Origin of the sequence: Chromohalobacter sp. 11-W (genome assembly GCF_029889905.1) — a bacterium.
Lineage (GTDB): Bacteria > Pseudomonadota > Gammaproteobacteria > Pseudomonadales > Halomonadaceae > Chromohalobacter.
Window position 1 is genome coordinate 66051 of record NZ_JARANZ010000009.1, and the last position, 21965, is coordinate 88015.

Genomic DNA, 21965 nt, shown 5'->3' on the forward strand with positions numbered 1-21965 from the left:
ACCCTCTTTTCAAACCTCTCAATGTCTTCTCCAGGAGTCAGTATGTCCACACCCCGTATTGTGGTGGTCGGTGGCGGCGCCGGCGGCCTCGAGCTGGTGACCCGTCTGGGACGCAAGCTCGGCAAGCGCCAACGCGCCGAGATCGTGCTCGTCGACCGCAACTCGACCCATATCTGGAAACCCCTGCTACACGAAGTAGCCACGGGCGTGCTCGACTCCAGCCTCGACGAAGTCTCCTATCAGGGTCATTCCAAGGCGCATGGTTACGGCTTCCAGCGCGGTACGCTGAGCAACCTCGATCGCGACAACCGCACCATCACGCTGGCACCGATCATCGACGACGACGGCGTCGTGATCCTCCCTGCCCGCACGATCGACTACGATTATCTGGTCATGGCGTTGGGAAGTGTTTCCAACGACTTCGGCACCCCCGGCGTCGCCAAGCATTGCCACTTCATCGACAGCCCTGGGCAGGCCGAAAACTTCCGCCAGAACATGCTCAACACCTTTCTGCGTTACAGCGACCCCGAACGTCGAACCCATCCCAAGCTGAGCGTGGGCCTGGTAGGCGCCGGTGCCACCGGGGTCGAGCTCGCTGCGGAGTTGATCGGTGCCTCGAAGATGCTGCACAGCTACGGCTTCACCGCCATGGACAGCGGCAAGCTGGAGATCCACCTGATCGAGGCGGCACCACGCATTCTACCCGCACTCCCCGAGCGCATAAGCCAGGCCGTGCACAAGGAACTGGAAAAGCTCGGCGTGCAGATCCACGTCGACACCCGCGTGACCTGCGCCGATGAACACGGCTTCATTACCGCCGACGAAACGCGCATCGCCACCGATCTGAACGTCTGGGCGGCGGGTATTCGCGCACCAGCGTTTCTATCCGAACTGGGCCTTGCCACCGAGCGCAATCATCAGCTCAAGGTCAACCAGACGCTGCAGAGTCTCGACGACGAGCGCATCTTCGCCTTCGGCGATTGCGCCTCATGCCCTCAGCCCGACGACACGCGCGTGCCACCGCGCGCCCAAGCGGCCCACCAGCAGGCCACCCTGCTGTATCGCAACCTGCGCGCGGCCATGGACGACAAGCCTCTCAAGCCTTTCGTGTTTCGCGACCGTGGCTCGTTGATCTCGCTGGCCCACTTCGATGCCGTGGGCAGCCTGATGCGAGGCACCTCGGCACGCAGCCTGTTCATCGAGGGGCGCCTGGCCAAGCTATTTTATGCCTCGCTCTACCGCATGCATCAGATGGCCATCCATGGCGTGGTCAAAACCGGCATGACCGTCGTCGTCGATGGCCTCAATCGCTACCTGCGCCCACGCATGAAGTTGCACTAATCTAGTCGGACCACCATGATCGAGACACCGCCCATCTCGATCATGGAGCCCGTTCATGCAACATTTTTTCAATGACACTTCACGCGTCGTCACCGACGTGCTCTACGCCGCCGGCCACCTCGCCCCCTTGCGTATTGCCGAGCCCCAAAGCGGCGTGCGCATCCTGATTCGTCGCGCCTGGGATCGCGATACGCTCGGCCAGCGACAAGTCGCGGTGCTATCCGGTGGCGGCGCCGGACACGAGCCCGCGCATGCGGGCTTCATCGGCGACGGCATGCTGACCGGGGTGATTTCAGGCAGCCTGTTCGCCTCGCCCAGCATGGACGCCGTACTCGCTGCCATTCGCGAGGTCTGTGGGTCGGCCGGCTGCCTACTGGTCGTCAAGAACTATACCGGGGACCGGCTCAACTTCGGACTGGCCGCCGAACATGCGCGTCGCGAAGGCCTCAAGGTCGCCATGGTCATCGTCGCCGACGATATCTCTCTGCCCGATACGCCACAGCCACGCGGCCTTGCCGGCACGCTGCTGATTCACAAGATCGCCGGCTATCACGCGCAGCAGCAAGACGCGCTGGAAAATATTCAAGCGCTGGCTCAGCACGCATGCGAGTGCATGGCCTCGATGGGCATGGCGCTCACGCCAGCCACTCTGCCAGGCCAAGCACGTCCCGACCGAAGCCCGGAACTGGGACTCGGCATCCACAACGAGCCGGGCGCCCGGCATATCGTGCCGGATAGCGCACGCGACGCCATGAGCCACGTCGTCACGCCCCTCGCGACCACCCTCGAGGCGCGTGGTCATACCGACGGCTGGATCGCCCTGCTCAACAACCTCGGGAGTTGTTCGACACAGGAGATGGGCGTACTGGCCGCCAGCTTGATCGATGAACTCGGCCCAGCACGACTGACCCAGCTCATCGGCCCCGCGCCTTTGATGACCTCGCTGGACATGCACGGCTTCTCGGTGACGCTAATGGCCGCCGACGACGCCATGCGTACAGCCTTGCAGGCGCCTACCGACGCCCCTGCCTGGCCCGGCGTCCAGGACGTGCGCCCGCCGGACACTTTCACGCCCAATCTCGTCGCCCGCAACGGCGCACAGCAAGACAACGCACCCCAGGCGACGCACGTTACGGCGGCGCTCACTCAGGTGCTCAGTGTTTTACGCGATGCACGTGACGATCTCGACGGGCTCGATGCCCAGAGCGGCGACGGCGATGCCGGCAGCAGCTTGGTGGAGGGCGCCGATGCCATCGAGCAGGCGTTGACGGCAGGCCGGCTGGATACCGCCCACCCCGAACGGTTATTCGCAGGCCTTGGACAATGCCTGGCCACCGGCATGGGCGGCTCGAGCGGGGTACTGCTATCGATCCTGATGACCGCCACGGCGACCAGCCTCGAGCATCGCAACCTGGTCGACAGCCTCTGGCAAGGGGTCGAGCGCATGCAGACCTATGGCGGCGCCCAACCCGGCGACCGCACCCTGCTTGATGCCTTGATTCCCGCGCTCCAGGCGCTCCAAAAAGACGCCACGCTCACCGAAGCGGCCCAGGCAGCGCGTCAGGGTGCCGCGCATACGGCGACGCTCTCCCGCGCCCGGGCGGGACGTGCCGCCTATATCCCCGACAGTGCCCTGGAAGGTGTCGTCGACCCCGGCGCTGAAGCCGTTGCGCGGGTCTTCGAAACGTTGGCGCGCTGTCTATGACCACGGCCTATGAGGGCGATCTATGACGACGGGCCTATGATAACGGCCTATGCCGACGACGCCCCGCCCTCGCGTGCCGCTAGCCAAGCACGCTTGGCGGCGGGGCTGAGTTTCTTGAGCGCCGCCTCCCGACGCAGCGCCTCGCCGTGGCTGCCCACGTATTCCGAATGACGCAAGGTCAATGGTCCCTTGCCGCGCAAGGCACGCGCGCCGCGCTTGCCATCGCAATGTTCGCGGAAACGACGCGCCACATCGGTGGTCACGCCGGTATATAGCGCCCCCGCCGCCGTTTCGACCAGGTACAGATACCAGGCCTGAGCGCGTGCGGCGTGCTCGTCATCGGCCATGAAGCACCTGACTCAACGCTGTGCCAAGGCGTCGCGGAAGGCCCGCATGACGCTATCGTAACGATGCGGTTCCGCCTCGTCGCGTGCCTTGAAGATCGCCGACCCGGCGACGAACGTATCCGCGCCGGCGCGTGCGATCTCGGCGATATTCTCGACCTTGACGCCACCGTCGACTTCCAGACGAATATCGCGACCGCTGGCATCGATGCGCTGGCGTACCTCGTGTAGCTTATCGAGCGTGCCGGGGATGAAGGATTGCCCCCCAAAGCCGGGATTGACGCTCATCAGCAGCACCATGTCGAGCTTGTCCATAACATAGTCGAGATAGGCAAGCGGCGTGGCGGGATTGAAGACCAGGCCGGCCTTGCAGCCACCATCGCGGATCAACTGCAGTGAACGGTCGATATGTTCGCTGGCCTCGGGATGAAAGGTGATGTAGCTCGCACCCGCCCCGATGAAATCCCCGATCAGGCGATCCACCGGCTTGACCATCAAATGCGCGTCGATGGGTGCGGTAATGCCATGATCACGTAGAGCCTTGCACACCATCGGACCGATGGTGAGGTTGGGGACGTAATGATTGTCCATGACATCGAAGTGCACGATATCCGCACCGGATGCCAATACGTCCTCCGTCTCCTGACCCAGACGAGCGAAATCGGCGGACAGGATCGAAGGCGCAATCTTGAAGTCGGGCATAAGCAATAAAGGTGCTTTCGGCTGGAAATGAAGGCTTCATTCTAGCGAATGCCGGGCGGAAAAACAGGCACATGGGTCTGTTCGAACACGGCCACCTTGCATATTTCGATAACGCCTTCGATAGTAAATTGACCGAGCCTCATAGGAGCACCGGCTTGCTCTCCATTAAGGCCCTTCGTGAGCGGGATGCATTTTGGACCGTTGCGGTCCCGGAGGTTCCATGGTTTCGAATCCGCCGAGTGGCGATGGCCAGGTACCGTTTCTCTCGCGTGCCGTCAACGTCAGTCGCAGCGAACTACCCGGCCTGCTAAGCGCCGCGGCCTATTTCTTCTTCCTGTTATGCAGCTACTACATCCTACGGCCGGTGCGCGACGAGATGGGCGTGCGCGGCGGCGTGGAGAACATGCAGTGGCTATTTACCGCCACGTTTCTCGCCATGCTTCTGGCTGTGCCGGTGTTCGCCACACTGGCCACGCGCTTCCGTCGTACGCGTCTGATCCCCGCCGTCTACGGCATTTTCATCGCCTGCATCGCGCTGTTCTGGCTCTGGTTGCGCGTCGACGTGCAGATGGTCTGGGCGGCGCGCGGTTTTTTCGTCTGGCTGTCGGTGTTCAACCTGTTCGTCGTATCGGTCTTCTGGAGCTTCCTGACCGATGTATTCACGAATCGCCAGGCGACGCGCCTGTTCGGTGCCATCGCCGCCGGCGGGAGCGCCGGCGCGATCGGCGGCCCGGCGATCACCGGCGTGCTGGCCCAGCAACTCGAACCAGCAAGCCTGTTGCCCATCGCCGCCGTGATTCTCGCCTGTACCCTGCCGTGTATGTGGGTGCTGGAACGCTGGTCCGACCGCAGTCGCGAGCATGGCACTACGAACCAGCCGCTCGGCGGTACGCTGTTCGAGGGGGTGAAGGCGGTCCTGCAGTCGCGTTATCTGCTCGGAATCTGCCTGTTCATCTGGCTGTACACGACACTGGCTACGTTCCTGTACTTCATCCAGGCCGATATCATCAGCAATGCCATCGACGACAGCGGCGACCGCACCTCGGTATTCGCGACCATCGACCTGCTCACCAACACGCTCACCGTCGGCATCCAACTATTTCTCACCGCCCGAGTCGTTCAGTACTTTGGCCTCGGCCGTGCGCTGTCATTCGTACCGCTGCTCGTCGCCGCGGGCTTTTTGGTGCTGGTCGCGTCCCCCGTGCTACTCAGCATCGCCGCGGTCCAAGTGATCCGGCGTGCCGGCAACTACGCACTGGCCAAACCGGGCCGGGAGATGCTGTTCACGGTCGTGCCCCGATTCGAGAAGTACAAGTCGAAGAATTTCATCGATACCGTGGTCTATCGCGGAGGTGACGCCATCGCGGGCTGGGTCTATACCGGATTGACGGGCCTCGGATTGGGTATCAGCGGCATCTCGGTCGTCGCTATTCCGCTGGCGGCGCTGTGGGCGGTTATCGGCTACCGCCTCGGCGTATCGCGGCAGGCGCGGGCCACCGACACTGCAACGCCCGTCTCGACGGCGGCAAGGAGAACCCGATGACCGATGACAACCATTTTCCCGGCAGGCACGGTTCCATGTCGCGCCGCGCGTTCCTCCAGTTGTCTGCAGGCGCCGGGGTGTTAGCCGCGCTTGGCCCGACGGCGCTGCGCGCCGCGCCGACGACGCTGAACCTTCGTGAAATCCCGGCTTCCGGACAGCGCATTCCCGTCATTGGGCTTGGCACCGCGCGGACCTTCGATGTCGATCCCGGGAACATCGATGCGATGCAGCCGCTGGAACGGGTCCTGCAGAATTTCTATGACGGTGGCGGCCGGCTCGTCGACAGTTCACCGATGTACGGTCGGGCTGAAACCGTTGTCGGCCGGCTCGCGGAGCGGCTCAATATCGCCGACGACTTATTCATGGCAACCAAGGTGTGGACACGTGGCAAGGATGCCGGAATTGCGCAGATGGAGGCCTCGCGTGAGCGCATGGGCGGCGGTCACCTCGATCTGCTCCAGGTTCATAACCTGGTCGATCTCCAGACCCAGCTCGATACTCTCAAGGCCTGGCGGGACGAGGGCCGAGTCCGCTATATCGGCGTCACCCATTACACCGTGTCGAGTCACGAACGTCTTACCCGGATCGTCGAGCGCGAACCGATCGACTTCGTCCAGTTCAACTACAACATCGCGACCCGCCATGCAGAGGAGCGTCTGCTGCCGGCTGCGGCCCATAACGGTGTCGCGACCCTGATCAACGAGCCGTTCGAGAGGGGATCGCTGTTCGGCCGGGTCAAAGGCGAGTCACTGCCCGAATGGACCGGGGAACTCGGCATCGAAAGTTGGGCGCAACTATTCCTCAAGTTCATCGTCAGCCACCCGGCGGTGACCTGTGCCATTCCGGCGACGAGCGATCCGGAGCACGCAGCGGACAATATCGGGGCTGCCAACGGTCCGCTCCCGGATGCGGATCAACGCGAGCGCATGGCGTCACTGGTGCGCTCACTATGAACCGACATCGTGTTGGAGGGCATTTGCGGCTACTGTACATGCGCTGCCCTGTGCCTTGAGAGGGGCTACGCACTCCTTGCATATTTAGACGACGCCTTCGATAGTAAAAGCAATCCCTCATAAAAAAGCGGCGCTGTATCGCCGCACCACTCGCGAGAGGCCCAGCATGATTCGACTTACCTTGCGCCATGGACGACGTCTGGCACTGTGCGCGGTACTCGCCACCCTGTCGCTTCCCGCCATCGCTCAACAGGCGATTCTCGAAGGCGAGCGCTTCCATCCCCAGGAAGGCCAACACGGCATGGCGGCCACCAGCCATTATCTGGCTTCGAAGATTGCCCGCGACGTCATGCAAGACGGCGGCAACGCCGTCGACGCGGCGGTCACCGCGGGATTCGCACTGGCCGTCACCCAGCCGCGCTCCGGCAACATCGGCGGCGGCGGTTTCATGCTGATCTCCGATGAAAAAAGTGGTGACGTCATCGCCATCGATTATCGTGAAAAGGCGCCTGGGGCGGCCTATGAGACGATGTTTCAGAACGAGCAAGGCGAGGCTGTGTCCGAGCTTTCGCGTTTCACCCACAACGCCTCCGGCGTCCCGGGAACCGTCGCCGGGCTGGCGCTGGCGCTGGATAAATACGGCACGCTCAGTCTCGCCGAGGCCCTGGCCCCCGCCATTCGACTCGCCGAAGACGGCTTCGAGATACCGCCGCGTTTCGCCAATGGCTTGCGCGACGCACGCGAACGCCTGGGCCAATGGGATGCCTCGCGTGCCGTGTTCTACAAGGAGGATGGTAGCCTTTATACCGCTGGCGAAACGTTCCGCCAGCCGGATCTCGCGGCAACGCTCAAGCGCATCGCGGCCCACGGCCCGCGCGAGTTCTATGAGGGCAAGACCGCCGAACTCATCGCCCAGGAAATGGAAAAACACGATGGGCTCATGACCGCCGAGGATTTGGCTGCCTACCAGCCGACGATTCGCGAACCCGTGCATGGGACTTATCGCGGCTACGACGTCTACGCCATGAGTCCACCCTCCAGCGGCGGCGCGCATATCGTGCAGATGCTCAACATCCTCGAGGGCTACGACATCGGCGAGATGGGCTTCAATTCGGCTCGCACCATCCACGTCATGTCCGAGGCGATGAAGCGCGCCTATGCCGACCGCGCCGAGTACCTAGGCGATACCGATTTCGTCGATGTTCCGCTTAAGGGCATTACCTCCAAGGCCTACGCCGACGAGCTGCGTGAGCAGATCGACATGGGGCGCGCCACGCCCAGCGATGCCATCGCGGCGGGTGACCCGCTGCCTTATGAGTCCAACGAAACCACGCACTTCTCGATCGCCGACGACAACGGCCTGGCCGTTTCCAATACCTATACGATCAACTTCAGCTATGGCTCGGGCATCGTCGTCGATAACGCGGGTTTCTTGCTCAACAATGAAATGGACGACTTTTCCGCCAAGCCGGGCACGCCCAATGCCTACGGGCTGATCGGCGGCGAGGCCAATAAGGTCGAGCCCAATAAGCGCATGCTGTCATCGATGACGCCGACCATCGTCAAGAAGGATGGCAAGAACTTCCTGATCACCGGCAGCCCCGGTGGCTCGCGGATCATCACCACCACGCTGCAAGTAGTCATGAACGTCATTGATCACGACATGAATGTGCAAAGCGCCGTGAGCGTGCCACGCATTCATCACCAGTGGCTGCCCGACGAGATCCGCATCGAGGAAGGCATCAGCCCAGACACCATCGGCCTGCTCGAAGCCATGGGTCATACGGTCTCGCAACAAGACGCCATGGGGGCCGCACAGTCGGTGCTGATCGAGGATGGGCACTATTACGGCGGCGCCGATCCACGTCGCTTGACGTCTTCCGCACTGGGACTTTGAGTGCAGGGAGAAGTCGAACGCCCCGTCATGCCCATCGTCTGGATCGCCCTGGCCGAGCTGTTCGGCACCGCACTGTGGTTCACTCCCAACGCGGTGATCGGCGACCTGGAACGTGAATGGGCGCTCGCCGCCCATAACTTGGGTTGGCTGACCGGTGCCGTGCAGGTCGGCTTTCTGTTGGGCACGTTGATGATCGGCCTGAGCGGCATTGCCGACCGACGCGACGCAAGCCGCCTGTTCGCCACCTGTTGCCTGATCGGCGCCCTCAGCAATGGTTTGCTTGCCTGGGCCGGCGGTCTGTGGCCAGCCGTGGCGCTACGTCTCATCACCGGCATGGCACTGGCCGGCATCTACCCGGTGGGCATGAAACTCATGGTGGGCTGGGCGCCACAACGCACGGGGCTCGGGCTGGCGTGGCTGGTGGGCATGCTGGTCATAGGAACCGCGACGCCGCATCTGCTGGCCGGACTATCACTGGGAGGAGATTGGCGCAGCGCCTTGTGGTGCGCCTCGCTGCTGGCACTCATCGCAGGCGCCATGATCTGGCGTCTCGGCGAAGCGCCCCACTTGCGCAATATGGCCGGCAAGACATCGCGCTGGGCGGGTCTCGGCGCCTTCCGAATCGAAGAATTTCGACACGCCGCCAGCGCCTACTTCGGGCACATGTGGGAGCTTTATACGCTGTGGGCGCTGCTCCCTCTTCTACTGGCCACGGCGCTGCCGACCCTGACGACCACACAACTGGCGCTCGGCAGTTTCGTGCTGATCGCCATCGGCGGGCCGGGATGCTGGCTGGGGGGCTGGCTGAGCCTACGCCTGGGCAGTCGTCGCATTGCTCAGTTGGGATTGAGCGGCTCTGCCATCTGCTGTCTATTGTACCCTTGGCTCGGCGGCATGTCGGGGCTTTGGGCGGCACTGTTCCTGGCGCTGTGGAGCCTACTCGCGGTCATCGACTCGCCGCATTTCTCGGCGCTATCGGCACGCGCCTGTCCGGCGTCGCTGGTCGGCAGCGCCCTGACCCTGCAAAATGCCATCGGCTATGCGATATCGGCAGCATCTCTGGCATGGCTGCTTCCCATCTGGACGACGCTCGGTCCGTGGGTCGCCTGGCTGATGTTGCCCGGCCCGATGGTTGGCCTGTGGGTACTGCGGTCACGCCAAAAGGGCTTCGCGCACTCTTGAGCTACCGCTATACTCGCAGCCAAGCTGCACTAACTTTTTCTTTTCATTTCAGGACACACGATGCGTATGCGCCGGCTAATTCCCGTCAGGACACGTTCCGCGTTCGCTTTCATCGCACTACTCATGACGCCACTGCTCATGACCGGCTGCGCCCAGAGCCCCCAGATTCTTCAGGTCAAGCCCGATATCGGGACGAATCTTCCTCACACGGGAAACGGGCAGGAAATTGCCTTCAGCGTGGTCGATGGGCGGCGAAGCGATGTGCTGGGTACGCGCTCCGGCTCACCCGCGTCGACATCGACGATCCGTGTCCCCGCGCATGACGTCATTCCCAAACTACAGACGCAGGCGGAACAGGCATTGCGCCACATGGGCTTCTCACCCGTCGAGGACGGTGGCGCCAACGCGACGTTAACGTTGACGCTCGCCGATCTCAGTTACGCCCCCGTCGAGGCCGATGCGCCGCTACTCGACGCCGCGCAGCTACAGGCGGTGCTGCGTGCCCAGGTCACCAACGATGGCGGTACATACACCGGCACCTATACGGCCAAGCGCAAGCAGAGCTTCGCCATCAAACCCGACTGGGACTCCAACAACCGCATGGTCAGCGACCTGCTGAGCAACGCCTTGCGGCGCGCCTTCAGCGACCCCGAGCTTTCCCGCCAGCTCAAGAACTGACCCATGCCAGAGCCGCGACGGGCAGTCATGCCAGTCGCGGCCCACGCCGTATCAGCGACCACACGCTTTCCTGCTTGCCAGCGTCATCCGGTGGTCGCGTTTCCAGATGTGTCAGTTCGAAATTCGCCGCGAACAAACGCTCGACTTCGTCATCGGCCACCGAATACGGCGGGCCGCTCTCGGGTGAGTGCGTATCTATCAAACTGATCAGCAAACCTCGCGCACCAGGCAACAATAATTGCGCCAAGTGAAAGGCATAGCGTTGCCGCGTGGCCTCGGGCAACGCGATCAGCGCCGCGCGGTCATAGAACGCCGACAACTCCTCGGCCTGCGCGGTATGGAAATGAAAGAAATCGCCACACCAGAGCTCGATGCTGCCCTGACGGCAGCACGAGAAAGCATCTTGCGTGTAGCGTGATATCGGTGCCTCGCTTTCGGCCATGAACTGCTCGATGGCCAGCGACGAGAGCTCCAAGCCGAGCACGGGGTGTCCCTGCTCGGCCAGCCAGCGCATATCCAGGCTCTTGCCACACAGGGGCACCAGCACCTTGCCGCCGGGTTGCGCCCCAAGTGACGGCCAGTAGCGCGTCAAGGCGTCATGCGGCGTTGACCGATGGAACCCGATCCTGCCCTCTTCCCAGCGCTCCAACCACTCATCCGTCGGCATAGGTCGTTAACGCCTCTCTTTCCACCTTGCATCGTTCACACATCTGCGACACGGCATCAAAACCATCCACTACGACGCTTACGCCGACGCGGTAGGTGCGGCACGATCAGGCCCACCAGCAAGCCGGCTCCGGCCACGGCGGCACCGTAGGTGAAGTAACGCATCAACAGATCCTGCTCCTGCGTATCGAGCCGCGCCTTGAGCTCGCGCGTGGTTTCCTGAGCGTCGCTGTACGCCGTATTCAACTCGTCATTGCGCGCTTCCAGGTCTTCGATACGTTGCGCCCGCTCGTTGAGCGTGGCCTTCATGTCATGAACACGCTGTTCCCATTCTTCATTGATACCGTCGAGCTTCGAGGTCAATTCATCCACACGCGCTTGCAACTCGGGCAAGCGCGAGCTGGCACTCGGCGACTCCTGCAGATAACGACTGGGAATCCAGACGACATCGCCCTCCTCACTGCGAACACGACTGTAATCGTTCTGCTGCCCCAGCAGCGTCACGGGGTCGCCGCTCTCGAGCGTGCCGACGATACGATAGCCCTCGGTGGGGCCGCTACGTACATAGGTCGGCAACTTGTCCGAGACCCAGTACTGCCCATCGTCTTGTGCATGAGCGTTAAAAGCGCAGGCCCCGAGGACCAAGCTCAGCATCAGAGGTTTGATTCTAGACATAACGTGGCTTCTTCATGAATGACGAACGGCTCACGAGTACGTACTGCTCCACGCGTTGTATCGCCCAGCCGAGAGGACCTCCTGTCGCGACTCGGCGGGCGACCATCCACACATTCTGTGGATAAGTCTTGGGAAAACCTGACCTTGACGGCGGCGAGACCACCGTAATGTCTGTCATAGCGACAAATCGTACAATTTTTAACCACTCATCGTCGCGCTATAACCGACTCATCGAACACGAAAATTTCGCCATCCTGGGGTCGATCTTGCCTGTCCGCAGCGTACCTTCAAGAGACACCTCACGCGAGAAACGCTAGCGTATCACAGCCTCGGTATCATCGCGGACGATTCGACGCAGGCGCAAGGCTGGCCCACGATGCCGTCAATCCGTATAATATCCCCTCTTATCCTGGACAAGCGGCTGGGCCACGCTTTACGGCCACGCTTTTACTTACTCCCAATCACGGACATATGTCGGGCGCTCGACGCACCGACCGGATCGGTATGGCGAAGAAACTCTTCATCAAGACCCACGGCTGCCAGATGAACGAGTATGACTCCGCGCGCATGGCGGATCTACTCGGCGAATCGCATGCACTCGAGCTGACCGACGACGAGCGGGAGGCCGATGTCATCCTGCTCAACACCTGCTCGATCCGTGAGAAGGCCCAGGAAAAGGTCTTCCACCAGCTCGGGCGCTGGAAGAAGCTCAAGGCCGCCAATCCCGATCTCGTGATCGGTGTCGGGGGCTGCGTGGCCAGTCAGGAAGCCGGCAACATCCAGAAGCGCGCACCGCATGTGGATATGGTCTTCGGGCCGCAGACCATGCATCGGCTGCCGACCATGCTCGACTCGAGCCAAGGGGCGGAGACCATCTCCATGGTCGATGTCACTTTCCCCGAGATCGAGAAATTCGACCACCTTCCCAAGCCCACGGCGGATGGTGCCACCGCGTTCGTCTCGATCATGGAAGGCTGCTCGAAGTACTGCACCTTCTGCGTGGTGCCCTATACCCGTGGCGAAGAAGTTTCGCGGCCCTTCGAGCCGGTGATGGAGGAAGTCATCCACCTCGCCGACCAAGGCGTGCGCGAGATCAACCTGCTGGGCCAGAACGTCAACGCCTATCGCGGCGAGAACCAGTTGGGCGATGAGATCGATCTTGCCGAGCTGATCGGCTGCGTCGCCGCCGTGGAAGGCATCGACCGCATTCGCTTCACCACCTCGCACCCGGTGGAATTCTCCGACAGCCTGATCGAGGCCTACGGCGAGATTCCGGAGCTGGTCAGCCACTTGCACCTGCCCGTGCAGGCCGGCTCGGATCGTGTCCTGGCGGCCATGAAACGCGGCCACACCGTCGAGGAATACGTCGACAAACTGGAGCGCATTCGCGCGCTGCGTCCGGACATCAGCTTCTCCTCAGATTTCATCATCGGCTTCCCCGGCGAGACCGAAGAAGATTTCATGAATACCATGGACCTGATCCAGCGCATCGGCTACGACGCCTCGTTCAGCTTCGTCTATTCCCCGCGCCCGGGCACCCCGGCCGCGAACCTGGAAGATGAAACGCCGGAAGCGACCAAGAAACAGCGTCTGGCGATCCTGCAAGAACGTCTCAACCAGCAGACCATGCAGATTTCACGGCGCATGGTCGGCCAAACCGAGCGCATCCTGGTCACCGGCTTCTCGCCCAAGGATCCCGGTCAGCTCTCCGGCCGCACCGAGAACAACCGGGTCGTCAACTTCCGCGCGCCCAACCCGACCGAGCTCATCGGTTACTTCGTCGATGTCGAGATCACCGAGGCGCTGCCCAATTCCCTGCGTGGCGATCTGGCCTCCCCGGCTCGCTATTGAGGCGCTGCCAGCGGTCTTTGTCTGCTATCGCGACGAATCCTTGCGCAAGATCATTGCCCCGGCGTTGTCCGGGGCGCTAAGCTGAATTCACACTTCCAACCCATGGATCTCCTCGAGTTGAGCCAGAACACTTCGCAGGCACATCGCATCCTCACGCTGACACTCGAACCCAACGACCCCATGCGCCTGGCCAGTCTATGCGGGCAGCAGGATGAACACCTCAAGCTCATCGAGACACGCTTGGGCGTGACGCTGCGCAATCGCGGCAACACCTTTCAGCTCGCAGGCCCCGGCCCTCACGTCAAGGCGGCCGCCAATGTCGTCGAGCATCTCTATCGTGAGACGGAAGCCAGCGAGCTGACGCCCGACACTGTGCACCTTTTCCTGCAGGAATCCGGCCTCGAGTCACTGGAAGAAGACGAGGAAACGCTCGACGAGGGCGGCGTGCTCATCCGCACGCCGCGTGCCTTGATCAAGCCACGCGGTCACAACCAGCAGACCTACGTCTCCAGCATTCACGATCACGACATCAATTTCGGGGTCGGCCCGGCAGGTACCGGCAAGACCTATCTGGCAGTCGCAGCAGCGGTCGAGGCGCTCAACCAGCAACAGGTACGACGGATTCTTCTGGTGCGTCCGGCGGTGGAAGCCGGCGAGCGCCTGGGCTTCCTCCCCGGCGACCTGGCACAGAAGATCGACCCCTACCTGCGACCGCTCTACGATGCGCTCTACGAAATGCTGGGCTTCGAACAGGTCGGCAAGCTGATCGAACGGCAAGTAATCGAGGTCGCCCCGCTGGCCTATATGCGCGGTCGCACGCTCAACAACGCCTTCATCATTCTCGATGAGAGCCAGAACACCACGCGCGAACAGATGAAGATGTTCCTGACGCGCATCGGCTTCGGCTCCACCGCCGTGATCACCGGCGACATCACCCAGGTCGACCTGCCGCGCGGTAATCAATCGGGGCTGATTCAAGTCCTCGATGTGCTCAAGGGCACCGCAGGGATCGGCGTCACGCATTTCGTCGCCAAGGACGTAGTCCGCCATCCCCTCGTGCAGCGCATCATCGAAGCCTACGACGCCTTCGAGAGCGCCGAGGAAGAGCAGGAGCGCGCCCGCCAAGAACGGCGTGCACAGGCCAAGCGTGAGAACAACGACACGCGCCGCGATAACGACGAGCCGGCAGACGCATGACCCCCGATATCGACCGTCAGGTCGCCATTGACACGGCAACCGCGCTGCCCACTCAGGCCGATCTCGAGGCTTGGGTGGGCGCCGTGTTCGCTCGCCATCCCGATGAAGCGCGCACGGAAATGACCGTGCGCTTCGTCTCTCCTGAAGAGAGCCAGACGCTCAATCGCGACTATCGGGGCAAGGACAAGCCCACCAACGTGCTGTCCTTTCCGTTCGAAACGCCACCCGGCGTTTCCTTGCCACTGCTTGGCGACCTGGCGATCTGCCACGAGGTGGTCGTCACCGAGGCCACCGCACAGGATAAGCGCCTGGCCCACCACTACACCCATATGGTGATCCACGGCACCTTGCATTTACTCGGCTACGATCATATAGATGAGCGTGAAGCCGAAGAGATGGAAGCGTTGGAGCGCGAGCTACTGGCAGGTTTCATGATCGGTGACCCCTATGCCGAGTGAACCTCCGCCTGGCACTCATCTCGACGCCCCGCGATGCTCGGCCCATGGCCGTGCACGCCCTTTTATCATCCCCGCGTTATCGTCCATGAGGAACGAGAGACCTATCGCATGAGCGAAGACCGATCGAGCAGCCAGGGTGGCAAATCCTGGCTGGATAAACTGCTGAACGCTTTTTCCAACGACTCCGATGAACCGAGTTCACGAGACGAGTTGCTCACCTTCCTGCGTGAGGCCGGTACGCGACTGCGCCTCGACCAGGATGCGCTGACCATCATCGAAGGCGCGTTCCAGATCAGCGATCAACAAACGCGCGAGGTGATGATCCCGCGCTCCCAGGTAACCGCCCTGCATGTCGACCAGCGCCCCGAGGACTGCCTGCCGATAATCCTCGAGACCGCGCACTCTCGTTACCCGATCATCGACGAAAACCTCGATGAGGTACTGGGCATCGTACTGGTCAAGGACCTCCTGCCGCTGCTCAAGCTCAGCGACGCCGAGCGCCAACGCTTTCAGCTACGCGATATCCTGCGCCCGGCGATGTTCATTCCCGAGTCGAAACGCCTCAACAGCCTGCTCAAGGAATTTCGCGACACCCATAACCATATGGCGGTGGTGGTCGACGAATACGGCGGCACGGCAGGCATCGTGACCATCGAAGATATCCTCGAGCAGATCGTCGGCGACATCGAGGACGAACACGACATCGATGAAGAAGACGACATTCGCGACTTGGGCGACGGCACCTATGCAATTCGCGCCCTGACGCCCATCGAAGACTTCAACGAACGCTTCGACACGGCCTTTCCCGACGAGGAATTCGATACCGTCGGCGGCCTGGTCATGCAGCGCTTCGGACATCTGCCGCGACGCAACGAATACGCCGACCTGGGCACCTGGCGTTTCACCGTGCTCAATGCCGACAACCGCCGTATCCGCCTCTTGCAGGTCGCGCCCTGCCCCCAAGATGATGCCGAAGAACCCGGGGACGGCGACAAGCATTAAAACCGGGCAGGCGCATGTGCAGCATGGCCCACAGCGCCGCGCTCTGTTATAAGAGGCACCTTCGACAAGGAGTGCCTCATGCTGTCTTCCCGCACCTATCGCCCCTGGATGGGATACCTCGTCGCGCTGCTCGCCGGCGCGCTCACGACGCTTACCTTCGCCCCCTTCGAATGGTGGTGGATCGGCCCCTTCGCCGTCGCTCTGGTCTTCTACGGCCTCCACGACCTCACGCCCGGCCAGGCGGCGCTGCGCGGCTGGAGCTATGGCGTGGGGCTCTTCGGTGCCGGCACGTCGTGGATCTATGTCTCGATCCATGACTACGGCTATACCGGCGTCCCCCTAGCGGTCTTTCTCACCGCACTATTCGTGGTCACCCTGGCGCTGTTTTATGGCGTGGTATTCGGTGTTTATCGGCGTTTCACGAGCCCGCGATGGTCCGTGATCACCTTCGCGGGCGTCTGGGTCCTCGGCGAGGCACTGCGCACCTGGGCGTTCTCGGGCTTTCCGTGGCTACTGCTCGGCAGTGCCCATGTCGAATCGCCGCTAGCACCGTGGGCGCCCATCGGCGGCGCCTACCTGCTGTCGTTGATCGTCGCCCTCAGCGGCACCTTGCTGGTCGCGCTACTGAAGCGTCGCCTGTGGGCCCTGGTACCGCTCGTCGCGATGTGGTGTCTCCCGCTGGTGCTGCCCACCCAGTGGACATCCCCGCAAGGCGACCCCAAGCAAGTCGCCCTGCTGCAAGGCAATCTCCCCCAGCTCTCGAAGTGGAGCCCCGAGGGGCAACGCAAGGCCGCCAGCACCTACGCCAGACTGACCCGCGACCAGGGCGACGACACCGACCTTATCGTATGGCCGGAGACCGCCTTGCCGATGTTCGCGTCCCAGGCGCGTCCCGTTCTGGAACGCGTACAGGCGACGCTGCCCGCCGATACTGCCCTGCTGACGGGTATCGTTCAGCGCGACAAGCAAGGCGACTACTACAATGCGGTCATCGGAATGGGCAACAGCCAAGGCAGCTATCGCAAGGAACACTTGGTGCCGTTCGGTGAGTATTTACCGTTGGAAGGATTGTTGCGCGGGATCATCGCCTTCTTCGATCTGCCCATGTCGAGCTTTACCGCCGGGGCCTCCGATCAGGCACCGATCCAGGCCGCGGGTATGCACCTGGGCAGCGCGATCTGCTACGAAATCATCTATGCGGACCTGGTCGCCCAGCGAGCACGCAACGCCGACGTGCTGCTCACCGTCTCCAACGACACCTGGTTCGGGAACTCCATTGGTCCGCTCCAGCACTTGCAGATGGCCCAATTGCGCGCGCTCGAGAACGGCCGCTACGTACTGCGCGCGACCAGTAACGGCGTTACCGCCATCATCGACGCCCAGGGTCATATCACTCAGCGCGCCCCACGCTTCGAAACCGCCAGCATCAGCGGCGAGGTTCAGCCCATGCAGGGCTTGACCCTATTCACGCGCACCGGCAGTTGGCCGACATGGGGGCTCGCCCTGTTGCTACTCATCCCCGGGCTGCGTTGGCGGCGCCGCAAGTAGCGGGCGTCGCGGTCAAAGCAGGCTCGCGGCACGACGCGCGGTGAAATCCGCGCGTCGTGCCAAGATTGGCCTAGTCTGGCAAGGATGCCTCTTCCTCGACCGGCAACACCGCCTCGGCCTTGCGATGCCCACTGGTGAGGATATGGTGCAGGCTGCCGCACTCCACCAGCGGATCGTTGCAGTTGATGACGATGTCCGAACGCGCCAGCATATGTGCCTTGCCGGTGATGGTGTTCTCGGCCACCTGATGGTCCCCTTCCTGCCGGGAGCCGGTGAACTCGCCAATGAAGCCCGTGCCGCGCAGGGATACGGTCTCCAGCTTATCCCCCGGCTGGAGGGAGCCTTCGTAGTGCATCAAGGCCAAACGCGCCGAGGTCCCCGTGCCGGTCGTACTGCGGCAGATCACGCCCGGATGCACATAGGTCGTCGAACGCGAGCGAAAGAAGCCATCCGCGACTTGTTCCACCGGGCCCATGAAATGCAGGAATGGCAACGGCCCCACATCGCCCAGGGTGTAGTGCGAGAAGCCTCGCTCGGCCTGGATCGCCTCGACGATGGCATGGGCGCATTCCGCCAGCCGTGCCTCCTCGTCCCGGTTCAGCGAGAAGCCCAGCTCAGCGGCTTCTACCAGGGCGTAGAAGCCGCCGCTATACGCCACGCTGTAGGTCACGTCCCCGACCGAAGGCACATGGATGCTGGCCCGATAGGTGTCGATGTAACTGGGCAACCCTTCGCAGGTAATGCCCTCCACGACGCCGTTTTCTACCCGCGCCTCGATATGCACCAGGCCGGCCGCGGATTCCAGTACGAAGCGCTGGTATCCTTCGCGCTTGGGCACGAGACCGCTTTCCAGCACGGCCGTGGCGGTGCAGATGGTGTTGGAGCCGGAATAAATGGGGTACCCCATCACCTCCATGATTATGTAGCCCACCTCGGCTTCCGGATCGCTGGCGGGCACCAGCAGATCCACCGACATCTCGGGAATGCCATAGGGCTCGCTGAGCAGTATCTGGCGCAGGCCATCGGCATCCTCGCGCAGATACTCCATCTTCTCGCGCACCGTGTTGCCCGGCAGCGGGTCGATACCCCCGGTCACGATACGACTGACGTCGCCGCCGGCATGCAAGTCGATCAGTTGCAGCGTCAGTTCGTCGCTCATTTTTCTTCCTTCAATGCGTAGGGCGCGCCATGTTCTTGCCACTGTGAATCCGGGACGATCACGATCTTGCCCAGGTAGTTGCTGTTGCGATTGACGAAATAGCGCTCGGCGTCATGCAGCTCGGAGAGTTTGAAGGCGGCGTGCAAGACCGGCTTCAATTGCCCCCCGCGAATCCAGGCCACCAGTTGTTCGGCCTCGTCACGTGTACCGTGGGAGACGCCGAATATCTGCACCTGATACAAATAAATCCGCGTCCACATGATCTCGCTGATATTGCCGCCGCTCGCGCCGGCAATGCTCAAGCGTGGGTAGGTGGTGCGGCGCTTCATGTCGAAGATCATGGTATCGATGAAGCGGTCGGTCATTTCGCCTCCGACCAAATCCATGACCGCATCGATGGGCTGGTCCTGCGTCAGCACTCGCACCTTCTCGGTGAAATCCTGCATGTCCGAGCGGTCCAGCACGGCTTCCACGCCCAGTGCAAGTAGTGCCTCTGCCTTGTCCGGTTGGCTCAGCGCGTAAGGCGTCGCCCTCATGATACGACAGAGCCGAATCAGTGCCGTGCCCACTCCACCACTGGCGCCTGTCACCAGGACGTTTTCCCCGGCTTTGACGCTGGCCGCATTCAACATGTGCAGCGCAGTTTGATAAGAGCACATGCCCATCGCCGCGAGTTCGGCATCGGCAAGCTCGGGATTATCCACCGTGTGGAACTGCGCCGACGGCACGGCAATGTACTCGGCAAAGCCGCCATCGGCACCGTGCCCATAATAGTCAGGCGTCAGATTGATATCGGGACGTGCGTCGGCGTAGATATTGAAGTCCAGAAGTCCACGCTGGCCAATGCGCTCAGCGCTCACATCCTCGCCGACAGCCACCACGTGCCCGGCCACATCGGCGCCCTGGATGCGCGGAAAGGTCAGCGTCGGCGATCCGCCGATCTGAAACGAGGTCGTATCTCCCTTGTCCTTGGTCGGATAAAGCCCTTCTCGCGCCTTGCGGTCGGTATTGTTCTTGGCTGTCGCGGTCACCTGCACCAGGACTTCGCCTCTGGCGGGCCTGGGGGTAGAAACGTCTTGCCGATAGACTAGCTTGTCGATGTCCCCATGCTCGGTCAGTAACATCGCCGCCATCGTGTCGGGTAGCGCCTCGCTGCGCATACCTGCCTCCTTCTCGTGGTCGCTGCTTCGAGAAGTACGATAACAAACTTTTCCCCGTGCCCAAGGAGCCTGACACAGGGAAATACCCGCCCAGTGAAAGAAAACGCCCGTATCCGGCTGACACGAGCGTTCGTATTGCTTTCCGCCTCGGCTCAGACGGCCTGATTCGCCATCGCCTTACTCGCCGCGGGGGTAGCGCTGGGCTTCCTCGACCTCATTCAGGTCCATGTGGTTACGCATGTAACGCTCGGAAGCATCCTGCAACGGCTGATAATCCCACGGATAGTAATGGCCGTTGCGCAGCGCTTCGTAGACGAGCAAGCGTTGTGCCTGGGAAGCGCGCACATCGGCATCGAACTTGGCCATATCCCAGCGTTCGTGCACCTTGGCCTGATATTCGGCCAGCTTCTCAGCGTAGTCGGGATTCTCCGCCAGATTGTGTTTCTCCAGCGGGTCGGATTCCAGATCGAACAGTTGCGGCGGATCGATTTCGCAGTAGTTGAACTTCCACTTACCCTCGCGAATGGTCACGATCGGCGAATAGCTGCCTTCGGCAGCGTATTCCATGTACACCGGTGCATCGCGCTTCTCGCCCCGGGCCAAGGGCAGCAGCGACTGGCCATCGGTATAGGGCGCGATCGAGGACAGGTCGATTCCTACGAAGTCGGCAATGGTGGTGTTGATGTCGATGATCGACACCGGGTCCTCGACATTGCGCGGCTCGATCCCCGGCGCGGAAAGCATCAGCGGCACACGCGACGAGCCTTCATAGGGGCTCATCTTGAACCACAGGCCCTTCTCGCCAAGCATGTCACCGTGGTCGGCGCACACCACGATAATCGTGTTATCGAGCATGCGGGTCCGTTCGAGCACATCCAGGATGCCGCCGATCTTGTCATCGACATAGGAAATGTTAGCGAAATAGCCATGACGCGCGTTGCGCACATCCTGAGGCTTTATATCGAACTTGGTGTAGTCGTTGGCCTCGAAGATCCGTTGGGAATGCGGGTCCAGCTTATCGAAGGGCACTGGCCCTTGCTGCGGCTCCAGATGCTCACAGTCGTTATACAGGTCCCAATACTTGCGACGCGCCACATAAGGATCGTGCGGGTGGGTGAAGCTGACACACAGCGCCCAGGGGCGTTTGTCGTGACCGCGCGAAAGATCGTAAAGCTTCTGCTCGGCGTGGAAAGCGACCTCGTCATCGTACTCCATCTGATTGGAGATCTCGGCGACGCCGGCCCCGGTCACCGAGCCCAGGTTGTGGTACCACCAGTCGATACGCTCTCCCGGCTTGGTGTAATCCGGCGTCCAGCCGAAATCGGCAGGATAAACGTCAGTGGTTAAGCGCGTTTCAAAGCCGTGGAGCTGATCGGGGCCGACGAAATGCATCTTGCCTGACAGGCAGGTGGAATAACCGGCGCGGCGTAGATGATGCGCCCAGGTCGGCACGCTGGAGGGGAATTCTGCGGCGTTGTCATAAACCCCGGTGCGGCTCGGTAACTGGCTCGACATGAAGGCGGCCCGCCCCGGTGCACACAGATAGCTAGGCGTATAAGCATTGTTAAAATTGACCGAGCGCTTGGCCAACTTCTTGAGGTTAGGCGCATGCAGGAAGTCAGCAGGCCCGTTCTCGAACAACGTGCCGTTGAGTTGGTCGGCCATCAGAACCAATACGTTGGGTTGTGTCATGGGAAACCTCCCTGGCGAGTATTGTTAGCGTCGAAGCAGCATAAAAGACTGTCTTCGAACTCCCTACAGTGACGCGCCAGGAGTCGACAGACCAGAGACTTATTTGCCCCCTCAGCCCCAACTCACATTGGCCTCAAAGAGGACTGAACATCGACCGATGCCAGCATGCCGCGCAGGCACTCTGCCAGGAGCGTTCCAAGGCTAGACGCTCT

The 21965-nt window shown here is 62.0% G+C and carries 19 protein-coding genes; 12 read left to right on the plus strand and 7 right to left on the minus strand.

Going from position 1 to position 21965, the window contains the following annotated elements; genetic code table 11:
- Positions 1–42 precede the first annotated feature (42 nt).
- On the plus strand, positions 43–1341 hold the full coding sequence (locus OP494_RS13335) for an NAD(P)/FAD-dependent oxidoreductase (protein ID WP_280541420.1): 1299 nt from the start codon (positions 43–45) through the stop codon (positions 1339–1341).
- Between the two features lie 55 nt (positions 1342–1396).
- The gene (locus OP494_RS13340) at positions 1397–3046 is read left to right on the plus strand and encodes a dihydroxyacetone kinase subunit DhaK (RefSeq protein ID WP_280541421.1); all 1650 of its coding nucleotides are present in this window, start codon (positions 1397–1399) and stop codon (positions 3044–3046) included.
- A gap of 47 nt (positions 3047–3093) precedes the next feature.
- Here the strand turns inward: OP494_RS13340 and OP494_RS13345 are convergent, their stop codons facing one another.
- Both OP494_RS13345 and rpe read right to left on the minus strand, forming a co-directional pair.
- On the minus strand, positions 3094–3393 hold the full coding sequence (locus OP494_RS13345; protein ID WP_280541422.1) for a GIY-YIG nuclease family protein: 300 nt from the start codon (positions 3391–3393) through the stop codon (positions 3094–3096).
- A 12-nt stretch (positions 3394–3405) separates the two neighbouring features.
- Positions 3406–4092: a ribulose-phosphate 3-epimerase gene (gene rpe / locus OP494_RS13350; RefSeq protein ID WP_280541423.1), complete on the minus strand. Its 687-nt coding sequence runs from the start codon at positions 4090–4092 to the stop codon at positions 3406–3408.
- Positions 4093–4312: 220 nt separating this feature from the next.
- Between rpe and OP494_RS13355 the strand changes: the two genes are divergently transcribed.
- From OP494_RS13355 to OP494_RS13375, 5 genes are all read left to right on the plus strand, one after another.
- A complete protein-coding gene (locus OP494_RS13355) occupies positions 4313–5635 on the plus strand; it encodes an MFS transporter (protein ID WP_280541425.1) in 1323 nt (440 codons plus the stop codon).
- Positions 5632–6588 carry an aldo/keto reductase gene (locus OP494_RS13360; RefSeq protein ID WP_280541427.1) on the plus strand — a complete coding sequence of 319 codons (957 nt, stop codon included), beginning with the start codon at positions 5632–5634 and terminating at the stop codon, positions 6586–6588. Before OP494_RS13355 ends, OP494_RS13360 begins: the two co-directional genes overlap by 4 nt.
- 166 nt (positions 6589–6754) lie before the next feature.
- Positions 6755–8485 carry a gamma-glutamyltransferase gene (gene ggt, locus OP494_RS13365; protein WP_280541428.1) on the plus strand — a complete coding sequence of 577 codons (1731 nt, stop codon included), beginning with the start codon at positions 6755–6757 and terminating at the stop codon, positions 8483–8485.
- The gene (locus OP494_RS13370; RefSeq protein ID WP_280541430.1) at positions 8486–9667 is read left to right on the plus strand and encodes an MFS transporter; all 1182 of its coding nucleotides are present in this window, start codon (positions 8486–8488) and stop codon (positions 9665–9667) included.
- Positions 9668–9790: 123 nt separating this feature from the next.
- Complete coding sequence (locus OP494_RS13375) at positions 9791–10345, plus strand: YajG family lipoprotein (protein WP_280541432.1); 555 nt, start codon at positions 9791–9793, stop codon at positions 10343–10345.
- A 25-nt stretch (positions 10346–10370) separates the two neighbouring features.
- Here the strand turns inward: OP494_RS13375 and tmpT are convergent, their stop codons facing one another.
- Together tmpT and OP494_RS13385 are read right to left on the minus strand one after the other, a co-directional pair.
- On the minus strand, positions 10371–11012 hold the full coding sequence (tmpT, locus tag OP494_RS13380; protein WP_280541434.1) for a thiopurine S-methyltransferase: 642 nt from the start codon (positions 11010–11012) through the stop codon (positions 10371–10373).
- Between the two features lie 56 nt (positions 11013–11068).
- On the minus strand, positions 11069–11686 hold the full coding sequence (locus tag OP494_RS13385; RefSeq protein WP_280541435.1) for a TIGR04211 family SH3 domain-containing protein: 618 nt from the start codon (positions 11684–11686) through the stop codon (positions 11069–11071).
- 504 nt (positions 11687–12190) lie between these two features.
- Here OP494_RS13385 and miaB point away from each other — a divergent pair.
- The 5 genes from miaB (at position 12191) to lnt (ending at position 17742) form a co-directional block, all read left to right on the plus strand.
- Complete coding sequence (miaB, locus tag OP494_RS13390) at positions 12191–13537, plus strand: tRNA (N6-isopentenyl adenosine(37)-C2)-methylthiotransferase MiaB (RefSeq protein ID WP_280541437.1); 1347 nt, start codon at positions 12191–12193, stop codon at positions 13535–13537.
- A gap of 117 nt (positions 13538–13654) precedes the next feature.
- Positions 13655–14734: a PhoH family protein gene (locus OP494_RS13395; RefSeq protein WP_280541439.1), complete on the plus strand. Its 1080-nt coding sequence runs from the start codon at positions 13655–13657 to the stop codon at positions 14732–14734.
- Complete coding sequence (gene ybeY, locus OP494_RS13400; RefSeq protein WP_280541440.1) at positions 14731–15192, plus strand: rRNA maturation RNase YbeY; 462 nt, start codon at positions 14731–14733, stop codon at positions 15190–15192. Before OP494_RS13395 ends, ybeY begins: the two co-directional genes overlap by 4 nt.
- Positions 15193–15300: 108 nt before the next feature.
- On the plus strand, positions 15301–16194 hold the full coding sequence (locus tag OP494_RS13405) for a transporter associated domain-containing protein (RefSeq protein ID WP_280541442.1): 894 nt from the start codon (positions 15301–15303) through the stop codon (positions 16192–16194).
- Positions 16195–16272: 78 nt separating this feature from the next.
- On the plus strand, positions 16273–17742 hold the full coding sequence (gene lnt, locus OP494_RS13410; RefSeq protein WP_280541445.1) for an apolipoprotein N-acyltransferase: 1470 nt from the start codon (positions 16273–16275) through the stop codon (positions 17740–17742).
- Between the two features lie 70 nt (positions 17743–17812).
- Here the strand turns inward: lnt and OP494_RS13415 are convergent, their stop codons facing one another.
- From OP494_RS13415 to betC, 3 genes are all read right to left on the minus strand, one after another.
- On the minus strand, positions 17813–18901 hold the full coding sequence (locus OP494_RS13415; protein ID WP_280541447.1) for a proline racemase family protein: 1089 nt from the start codon (positions 18899–18901) through the stop codon (positions 17813–17815).
- Positions 18898–20061, minus strand: coding sequence for a zinc-binding dehydrogenase (locus tag OP494_RS13420; protein WP_280541449.1), 1164 nt, complete (start codon positions 20059–20061; stop codon positions 18898–18900). The genes OP494_RS13415 and OP494_RS13420 overlap by 4 nt, the downstream gene beginning before the upstream one ends.
- A 177-nt stretch (positions 20062–20238) precedes the next feature.
- Positions 20239–21753 carry a choline-sulfatase gene (gene betC / locus OP494_RS13425; protein ID WP_280541451.1) on the minus strand — a complete coding sequence of 505 codons (1515 nt, stop codon included), beginning with the start codon at positions 21751–21753 and terminating at the stop codon, positions 20239–20241.
- Positions 21754–21965: the final 212 nt, after the last annotated feature.